The sequence below is a fragment of the Arthrobacter pascens genome, from assembly GCF_017052465.1.
In the GTDB taxonomy this organism is placed as follows: Bacteria; Actinomycetota; Actinomycetes; order Actinomycetales; family Micrococcaceae; genus Arthrobacter; species Arthrobacter pascens.
In genome coordinates this window covers 81,411-91,046 of record NZ_JAFHKT010000127.1, presented here as the reverse complement: position 1 = coordinate 91,046, position 9,636 = coordinate 81,411, and the positions used below count along the sequence as shown (strand labels likewise).

General features: G+C 67.5%; 6 protein-coding genes and 1 rRNA gene. 5 read left to right on the top strand and 2 right to left on the bottom strand.

Going from position 1 to position 9,636, the window contains the following annotated elements:
• From rrf to JYA52_RS08335, 4 genes are all read left to right on the top strand, one after another.
• A 5S ribosomal RNA gene (gene rrf / locus JYA52_RS08350) occupies positions 1-82 on the top strand; the annotation flags it as partial.
• A gap of 773 nt (positions 83-855) precedes the next feature.
• Positions 856-1,143, top strand: a complete 288-nt coding sequence (locus JYA52_RS08345) for an HU family DNA-binding protein (protein ID WP_056625601.1) — start codon at positions 856-858, stop codon at positions 1,141-1,143.
• Positions 1,144-1,280: 137 nt separating this feature from the next.
• Positions 1,281-3,455, top strand: coding sequence for a bifunctional copper resistance protein CopD/cytochrome c oxidase assembly protein (locus tag JYA52_RS08340; protein ID WP_205652739.1), 2,175 nt, complete (start codon positions 1,281-1,283; stop codon positions 3,453-3,455).
• Complete coding sequence (locus JYA52_RS08335; RefSeq protein WP_205652738.1) at positions 3,455-5,464, top strand: NHL domain-containing thioredoxin family protein; 2,010 nt, start codon at positions 3,455-3,457, stop codon at positions 5,462-5,464. Before JYA52_RS08340 ends, JYA52_RS08335 begins: the two co-directional genes overlap by 1 nt.
• Positions 5,465-5,584: 120 nt before the next feature.
• Here JYA52_RS08335 and JYA52_RS08330 read toward each other — a convergent pair whose 3' ends face one another.
• Together JYA52_RS08330 and JYA52_RS08325 are read right to left on the bottom strand one after the other, a co-directional pair.
• Positions 5,585-6,577 carry a hypothetical protein gene (locus JYA52_RS08330; RefSeq protein ID WP_205652737.1) on the bottom strand — a complete coding sequence of 331 codons (993 nt, stop codon included), beginning with the start codon at positions 6,575-6,577 and terminating at the stop codon, positions 5,585-5,587.
• A 128-nt stretch (positions 6,578-6,705) separates the two neighbouring features.
• Positions 6,706-8,397, bottom strand: a complete 1,692-nt coding sequence (locus tag JYA52_RS08325) for a helicase HerA-like domain-containing protein (RefSeq protein WP_205652736.1) — start codon at positions 8,395-8,397, stop codon at positions 6,706-6,708.
• Positions 8,398-8,564: 167 nt separating this feature from the next.
• Between JYA52_RS08325 and JYA52_RS08320 the strand changes: the two genes are divergently transcribed.
• Entirely contained in the window at positions 8,565-9,554 is a 990-nt protein-coding gene (locus JYA52_RS08320; protein ID WP_205652735.1) for an LLM class flavin-dependent oxidoreductase, read from the top strand.
• Positions 9,555-9,636: the final 82 nt, after the last annotated feature.

Here is a 9,636-nt window from a genome sequence, read left to right as displayed (position 1 = left end):
CATTCCGAACCCGGAAGCTAAGACCCACAGCGCCGATGGTACTGCACCCGGGAGGGTGTGGGAGAGTAGGTCACCGCCGGACAACCATTAGGTCGAGAGCCCCAACCACACGGTTGGGGCTCTCCCGCATTTAAACACCCCCACCACCACCACACCCCCCACCACTTGCCGGCCCAGGCCCAACGCCCCCGCACTTGTCGCCGCATGGGAGCCGGACGCCCCCTCACTAGTTGCCGGGCAGAGCCGGACCCTCCCTCACTACCTGCCGGGCAGAGCCGGACCCTCCCTCACCTGTTGCCGGGCAGAGCCGGACGCTCCCTCACTAGTTGCCGGCCCGAACGGCACCCTCCCGCACTAGTTGCCGGGCAGAGCCGGACCCTCCCGCACTACCCGCAGCCTTCCGGGCAGCGCCCCACCCACCACCCCCAAAGCCCGCCCGGGCACACCAACCCGGACAGCCACCCAACCCACCACACCGCCGTCATCCACACCGCCAAGGAGTGAGGGAGCGTCCGTGATCACCCGACAAGTAGTGAGGGAGCGTCGGTGATGACCCGACAAGTAGTGAGGGAGCGTTGCCTTGGGAGGCGACGAAAGGTGAGGGAGCGTCGCCGGGGGCCGGGTCGCGGGGTTTCGACGGCCGTGCCTCACGCGCCTGCGGTGACCCGAAGGATCGTCCGCTGATGGCCAAATTCCGGGGAAAAGCCGCCAAACTCCGGTGATTTAGGTCAAAAAGTCGCGGAAACACGCGGAATTTGTCCCCCTTACGGGTGCAAGCTGGTAAGTTTTCGAACAGTGGCTTGTACGCATGCCGTGTGCAGGCTCCAGAAATCCAAAGCGTCCAGGAGGACATAAATGGCTAAGAACCGTAGTGAACTTGTTGCAGAGGTAGCAGGCAAGGCCGGCACCAGCCAGGCTGCCGTCAACTCCGTGCTCGATGCACTGTTCGAGGTTTTCGAATCTTCCGTCGCCTCCGGCGAGAAGATCACCATCCCGGGCTGGCTCGCAGTTGAGCGCACCGACCGTGCAGCCCGCACTGGCCGCAACCCGCAGACCGGCGAGACCATCCAGATTGCAGCAGGCCACAGCGTCAAGCTGACCGCCGGTTCCAAGCTGAAGGCCGCTGTCTCCAACAAGAAGTAGTCTTCCACGCAAACTCAGCGGAGCGGCAACCATCTGGTTGCCGCTCCGCTTGCGTTTAACCGTGGACTAACCGTCGACGTGCCCGGATTCACTCCGGCCGATTCGCCGCGCAGGCAGCGTTAGCGGACAATGGATAGGTGCCCTCCGCCGCAGAATCCCGTACTCCACAGCCTGCCCCCAACACGGGCGGCGGGTTGAACCTGGCCAACGCCGGGCTGGGCATCACACGGTCCTGGCAGCTGGCGGGCTTGGCTGCGCTGCTTCTGGGGCTCACTGCCGCCCTGCTCTTCACGGGTGCAGCCGTGGCCCGTGAGGTCTCCGATCCAGGCACCGTGGTGCGCTGGGGCCTTCCCATCAGCAAGGCCATCCACAACGTCTCGCTGGCCACAGTGATCGGCGGGCTGATCTTCGCCGCCGGCATTCTGCCCAGGTCCCTGGGCCGCCGCCGCGCCAGGGACGAAGAGGCGCCTGAGCACCCGGCGTTCTCCCGGGCCCTGGCCATTGCGGCCGCAGCCGGCGTGGCCTGGACGCTGTCCGCCATCGCCGTCCTGGTGCTCACCTATGCCGACGTGGCAGGGCAGGGTGTCTCCGGCGACGCGGAGTTCACCAGGGCGCTCGTTTTCTTCATGACCGACATCCCCACCGGACGCGCCTGGCTGGCAGTGACCATCATCGCGGCCGTAGTCACCACCGCACTGTTCGGCGTCCGGTCGCTGACGGGCCTGGCCCTGACCCTGGTGCTGGCGCTCATCGGCCTGGTGCCCACCGCCCTCATTGGCCACTCCGCGAGCTCGAACGACCACGAGGGAGCCATCAGCTCACTCGGACTCCACCTGGTGGGTGTCAGCGTCTGGGTGGGCGGCATCATCGTGCTCGCCCTGCTCTCGGGCCTTGTCTCCGGCGCCCGCAGCTCCGCAGCGGGTGCCGCGGTGTCCAGCCCGGCTGGAATGCCGGACATCACCGAACCCACGCTTCGGCGGTTTTCTTCGCTCGCGGGATTCGCATTCCTGCTGGTGTTTGCCTCTGGCGTGGTCAACTCCACCGTCCGGGTGGCCAGCTGGGCCGATCTGTTCGACTCACCCTACGGCCAGCTGATCCTGGCGAAGACTGCCGCCACGGTTGTCCTCGGCGGCATCGGATTCATGCACCGGCAGTGGGTGATCCCGCAGCTGAACCGCAAAGGGTCGGGACTGTCCTCGCGCCGCGTGCTGTGGCAGCTGATTCTCATGGAACTCCTCATCATGGGGGCCACCTCGGGAATCGCCGTGGCACTCGGCCGCTCCGCGCCCCCGGAACCGACCACCTACGCCCCTGACGCCTCGCCGGCATTCATCCTGTCGGGCTACGAGCTGCCCCCTGAACTGACTCCGGAACGCTGGCTCACCGAGTGGCGCGTGGACTGGATCTGGGTGGCCGTCGCCGTATTCGGGCTCGTCTCCTACATTCTGGGCGTGGCCAAGGTCCGCGCCCGCGGGGACAAGTGGCCGATCTTCCGCTCCGCGAACTGGGTAGTCGGCCTGCTGGTGCTGACGTACATCACCTCCGGGCCTCCGGCGGTCTACGGGCGCGTGCTGTTCTCGGCGCACATGGTGGACCACATGGCCCTCACCATGGTGGCTCCGCTCTTCCTGGTCCTGGGCGCCCCCGTGACGCTTGCCCTGCGGGCACTGCCGGCCAGGACCGACGGCTCCCGCGGCCTGCGCGAGTGGCTGCTGATCTCCGTCCACTCGAAGGTCTCGCAGCTTGTGACCCACCCGCTCTTTGCGGCGGCCAACTTCGCTGGCTCGATCGTGCTGTTCTACTACTCCGACGCTTTCGGTTTCGCGATGCGCGAGCATGTGGGACACGAGCTGATGACCCTGCACTTCGCACTGACCGGGTACATCTTCGTGCTCAGCATGATCGGCACGGATCCGCTCCCGCGGCGGGCACCGTACCCGCTGCGGCTCGTGCTTCTGCTGGCCACCATGGGCTTCCATGCCTTCTTCGGCGTGGCCATCATGGGCGGCACCGGGCTGCTCGCCGCGGACTACTTCGGCAACCTCGGCCGGGAGTGGGGACCATCGGCGATCGTAGACCAGCAACTGGGCGGTGCCGTGGCCTGGGGCATCGGCGAAGTGCCCACGCTTCTGGTGGCGATCGGCGTCGCCATCATGTGGTCCCGATCCGATGAGAGGGAGACGCGCCGCACCGACCGGGCGGCGGACAGGAATAACGACGCCGATCTCACCGCTTACAACGATATGTTTGCCAAATTGGCTGAACGCGATGCCAAGCTGGCTGAACGCAACTCAAAGCTGGAAGGACGCTGATGAGCGAAACCGTACGCACCCACCACCGGGTCCGCGCCTCCGAACTGGTGGGCCGTAACTGGCTCAACACCGGCGGCAAGACCCTGGACCTGGAGGCCCTGCGCGGCAAGATCGTGCTGCTGGACTTCTGGACTTTCTGCTGCATCAACTGCCTCCACGTCCTGGAAGAACTCCGGCCGCTCGAGGAGAAGTACTCCGACGTCCTGGTGACGGTGGGCGTGCACTCCCCGAAGTTTGAGCACGAGGCCGATCCCGTGGCCCTCGCCGCGGCAGTGGAGCGGTACGAGATCCACCACCCGGTCCTGGACGACCCCGAGCTGGAAACCTGGAAGGCCTACACGGCCCGCGCCTGGCCCACGCTGGTGGTCATCGACCCCGAGGGCTACATCGTGGCCCACCTCTCCGGCGAAGGCCACGCCGACGGCCTCGGCGTGCTGATCCCCGAGCTCATCGCCAAGCATGAGGCCCGGGGAACACTCCACCGCGGCAGCGGCCCCTACGTGGCGCCCGAGCCCACGTCGGGCACCCTCCGCTTCCCCGGCAAGGCACTGTTCCTCCCGGCCGGCCGGGGCTCTGCACCCGGAACGCCCGACGACGCCGCTGCCGCCGGCTCACGTGCCGGCACATGGCTGGTCACGGACACGGGCCACCACCGCGTCGTCGAGCTCGACACCGACTTCCACACGGTGCTCGGCACATTTGGCACCGGCAAGAAGGGCTACGCCGACGGCCCCAGCGCGGCCCTGGATTCCCTGGAGCCCGTGGCGGAATTCAACGAACCCCAGGGCCTGGTCCTGCTGCCGGAAGACGTGGCAGCGAAGACGGGCTACGACGTCGTGATTGCCGATTCCGTCAACCACCGCCTGAGGGGGCTGTCCCTCGCGGACGGAACCGTCACCACGCTCGTCGGAAACGGCGTGCAGCGCCTGCTGGAGACCGGCCCCGCCCGCGTCGACGAGGACGCTGCGGGCTTCACCGGACGCCTGAGCGAGCACCCGCTTGAGGTCTCGCTCAGCTCGCCGTGGGATGTCGTGTGGTCAGCCAAGCTGAATGCCGTCGTGATTGCCATGGCCGGCGTGCACCAGATCTTCAGCTTTGAACCGCTGACCGGGGCGGTGTCCATCATCGCCGGCAACGGGCTGGAAGGCCTCTTGGACGGACCTGCCCACGAGGCCTGGTTCGCCCAGCCATCCGGCGTTGCCGAAGACGCCGACGGCAACATCTGGGTGGCGGACTCGGAGACCTCCGCCCTCCGGAAGCTGGTGATTGACGACGACGGGACGGTCACCGTTGAGTCCGCCGTGGGCAAGGGCCTCTTCGACTTCGGTTTCCGCGACGGCGAAGCTTCCGAGGCGCGCCTGCAGCACCCGCTCGGGGTCACTGTGCTCCCGGACGGCTCCGTGGCCATTGCCGATACGTACAACGGTGCCGTGCGCCGTTACGACCCCGCGGCCAAGACCGTGTCCACCCTCGCGCGGGGCCTGTCCGAACCGTCCGACGTCATCGTCGACCACACACGGGTGGCAGGCAAGGAACCGCTTCTGGTGGTGGTCGAGGCAAACAAGCACCACCTCGTGTACGTCCCCATCCCCAAGGAAGCCCAGCAGGTGGACGAGGGTGCGGTCCAGACCCACCGGCCGAAGAGCCCCGTGGCGCCGGGGCTGCTGGATCTGACGGTCCGCTTCACGGCGCCCACGGGCCAGAAGCTCGACGACCGCTGGGGCGACCCCACGCAGCTGAAGATCTCGTCAACGCCTCCGGAGCTGCTCGTGGCGGGCGGCGGCACCTCCGTGGGCCTGCTCCGCACCCTGGAGCTGGCCTCGGACGTACCCGAGGGCGTGCTTCACATTACCGCGCGCGCCGCGGCCTGCGACGGGCCCGAGACTGAGGACGGCGAGATTCCGGACCACGCTGCATGCCACCTGTACCAGCAGGACTGGGGCATCCCGGTGGTGCTGCAGCCCGACGGCGACGCCGAACTGGTGCTGGACCTCCGCGGCATGGACTGAGCCGGCCGCTCGAGTGTGCTGAACTGGCCCGGTTTTCGACCTTCAACGGTTGGGAACCGGGCCAGTTTTGTTGAGGCTGAGTTCAGAACTGGGCCGGTGCCGCAGCCGGGCAGCCGGGCCCTAGAAGCTGAGGAGCGGCGTGACCTTGATGGTGTCGCCGTTGATGTCCAGGCGCGTGGTGAAGCTGAAGTCGTGCTCCACGTCCAGGGGCGAGACGCCGCCCGTGAACAGGTCGACCTGCTCGGCGGTGATCCTGGCCTTGCCGTCCAGGGGCGCGACCACCCATTTGCCCTCGAACGGCTCAATACTGATCTTCGGGTACTCGGTGATGCTCCACTTGATGGTGCCGTCCACCACCCTGTTGGGCGTGGCGTGGTAGAACGGGCAGTCGGGCTGCAGGCGTTGCTGCTTGACGGCGTCCGCGGCGCACGTGTCCAGGAATTCCTTGACCCTGGACGCCACAGCCTGGTTCAGTTCGTCCGTCGCCTGGGTCAGGAGATTCAGCGGCGCCGCGGGGAGCTCCCGGCCGGAGACCGTGGCCCGGGTGGGCTTCGCCGAGAAGAACTCCCCGTTCAGAGAGGCCTCGAACTCGCCCGGATAGAACACGGCAAAGGTGCTGCGGCCGCCGGGCATGTTCACTGGCACCCCGTTCAGCGTGGCTTCATTCGAGTTCACCACAGTGACGTCGATGGTGGGCAAGGCGGAAGGAACGAAGGCCCACTTGTTGAAGAACAGCCACTCCGTACCGGTGCTTTCCAGCAGGAACTCGGTGCGCAGGCGGCTGCCGTCGATCGTGTACTCCATGGGCACCATCACCCGCTTGCCGCCACGGGCCTCCGCACCGCCGATCTTCACGTTCGCGATGCGCGACGCGGAGGTCTGCAGCGCCGTGCCGTCGAGCATGGCGGCGTCTGCATCCGGCACCGAGGCACGGAGGAGGCCCAGCGCCCGCTCGCCCTCACCCTTCTGGAGGGCGTCCAGATATTCCCGGACAGGCTGCTGCGGGCTGGCCACAGAGTTGTTCACCAGATTGACCGAAACGATGGCTCCGGCGACGGCAAGCATGAGGCCCAGCAGCCACCCGGCCGCCAACTTCACCAACGCTTGACTCATCTGCACGCACCTTACGTTACCTGCTAGTTATGCGAACTCAGGAGTCGCGGGTGCCGAGCATGACGTGGCACAGCCACGGAGGAACGTCCGACGGCGGGGCGTCGCCGGCGGGACGACGCCCCTTGGCATCAGCGGCGGCGCCGGGATGAGGTGCCGAAAACGCCGCGCAACAGTTCGCGGCCCAGCTGGGTTCCCATCGACCGGACCATGCTCTTGAGGCCGCCGCCGATGGCTCCGCCGAGCGCGCCGGTAATGTCATCCATCATGCCGCCGGCTGGGGGCGCGGAACGCGGAGCCGGTTCACGCCCGGGTTCCGGGGCCGGCCGGCTGCTCGGGCGTCCGAGGATTTCCTCCTCGATGCGGCGGGCCTCGGCGTCCACGGTCCCCGGCGTGATGCTGCCGGGGACAAACACGTCAGTGGCCGGAGTCGGTGGCTGGCCCGGCGCCGCGGGTCCGGTCGGAGCGGCGGCCTGGCCGGCCAGTTTTTCGTACGCGGACACGCCGTCCACGGCTGTCCCGTACTTGGCAAGCAGCGCCGAGCCGGCCACCGTGCTCTTGACCAACTCACTCGTGCTGGGACCCATGACGGACTCGGGGGCCCGCAGGCGGGTGAGCGCCACCGGCGTGGGCGCGCCCCTCTCGTTCATGACCGTGATGACGGCCTCGCCGATGCCCGCGGACGTGAGGGTCTCCCCCAGGTCGTAGTCGCTGACAGGGAATGTCGAGACCGTGGCCTTGAGTGCCTTGGCATCCTCCGGCGTGAAGGCCCGGAGCGCGTGCTGGACGCGGTTGGCCAGTTGGCCGAGCACATCGGCAGGCACGTCCTTCGGCGTCTGCGTCACGAAGAAGATGCCGACACCCTTGGACCGGATCAGCCGAACCGTGGTGGTGATGGCCTCGAGGAAGGCCTTGGAGGCGTCATTGAACAGGAGATGCGCCTCGTCGAGGAAGAACACGAGCTTCGGCTTGTCGAGGTCGCCCGCCTCGGGCAGGTCTTCGAACAGGTCCGCCAGCAGCCACATCAGGAAGGTGGAAAACACCATGGGCTTGGTCTGCAGCGTAGGAAGTTCCAGGCAGGTGATGACGCCGCGGCCGTCGGGGGCGGTGCGGAGGAGCTCGGCCGTGTCGAACTCCGGCTCGCCAAAGAAACGCTCCATCCCCTGGGCTTCCAGTGCCACGAGCTCGCGGAGGATGACGCCGGCCGTCGCTTTCGACAGGCCGCCGAGTTCCCGCAGGGCCTCCTTGCCCTCCTCGGAGGTGAGGTGCTGGATGACGGCGCGGAGGTCCTTGAGGTCCACCAGCTCGAGGTTGTTCTTGTCAGCGAAGTGGAAGACCAGCTGGAGGCTGGACTCCTGCGTGTCGTTGAGCTCCATAATGCGCGAAAGCAGGATGGGCCCGAAGGACGTGATGGTGGCGCGGACCGGGACGCCGTTGCCGTCGCCGCCAAGGGCCAGGAACTCCACCGGGAACGCCTTGCCCGCCCACCGCTGTCCGATGCTCTCGGTCCGCGCCGTCAGCTTGTCGCTCGCCGTGGCCGCCGTGGCCAGGCCCGACAGATCGCCCTTGATGTCGGCCAGGAAAACGGGCACACCGGCGGCGGAGAGCTGCTCTGCCATCATGTGCAGCGTGACGGTCTTGCCCGTGCCGGTGGCGCCGGCCACCAGTCCGTGCCGGTTCATCATGGACAGGGGCAGCCGGACCGGCGCATCTTTGTGGAGTTCGCCGTCGACGATGGCGGCCCCCAGCTCGATGGTGGCGCCCTCCAGCGCGTAGCCTTTTTGGATCGTGGCGACTTTGTCTGCTGTTGATTTGTTGGCCATGCCGCTAGCTTAGTGGCGGACCCGCGTCCGCCGGCCAGCTCTGGAGCCCAAAACTGTGGACAGCATCACCCGGCCTGGCAGAAATAACGCCCACGCCGCCGTCGTTGTCGAAGGTGTGCCGCGCAACCATCCGTGCCGGCCCATCCGCAACGAAAGGCCGGCTCCCCGTGACTGTTCCCCTCTCCATCCTTGACCTTGCGACGATCGGCAAGGGCCAGACGGCGGCGGAGAGCTTCGCCGGGAGCGTGGCCATGGCGCAAAGCGCCGAGGAGCTTGGCTACCGGCGGGTCTGGTACGCGGAGCACCACAACATGTCCTCGATTGCGTCCTCGGCGACGAGTGTCCTGATCGCCCACGTGGCAGCCCATACCGAGAGCATCCGGCTGGGAGCGGGAGGAGTGATGCTGCCCAACCACTCGCCGCTCACCATCGCCGAGCAGTTCGGAACGCTGGAAACGCTGCACCCGGGGCGCATCGACCTGGGCCTCGGCCGCGCACCCGGCAGCGACCAAAACACTATGCGGGCACTCCGCCGCGACCCGTCGTCCGCCGACACCTTCCCCCAGGACGTGCTGGAACTGCAGGGCTATCTGAGCGGCCCGAGCCGCATCCAGGGCGTCGAAGCGACACCGGGCAAGGGGACCAACGTGCCCTTGTACATTCTGGGGTCGTCCCTGTTCGGCGCCCGGCTCGCCGCCCAGCTGGGGTTGCCCTACGCCTTCGCTTCCCATTTTGCACCGAACGCGCTCCAGGACGCGGTGGCCATCTACCGCCGGGAATTCAAGCCCTCCGAGCAGCTCGAGGCGCCGCACGTCATCGCCGGCGCCAACGTCATTGCCGCCGATTCGGCACCCGAAGCGCAGGAGATGTTCCGGGCCACCCTGCGCGCCCGCGTCTCGCTCTTCTTCGGCGGCGGGAGGGAGTTCACGGATGACGAAGCGGACATGATCCTGGACTCTCCGCAGGGCCAGCACGTGTCCCAGATGATGAAGTACTCGGCGGTCGGGACCCCGGACGTGGTGCTGGAGTACCTGGACGGATTCGCCAGGCATGCCGACGCCGACGAACTCATCGTGGCCCACCAGAGCACCGGCACCCTGGGGCGGCTGCGCTCGGTGGAACTGCTGGCGGAAGCAGCGGGCCTGGTCCGGGCCTAGCGGGTTGCCGGTTCCTGCGGCGGCAGGGAAGACGGTGCCGCCGTCGAAGTTACATGACCGCAACGACCGGGATATTCAGGGG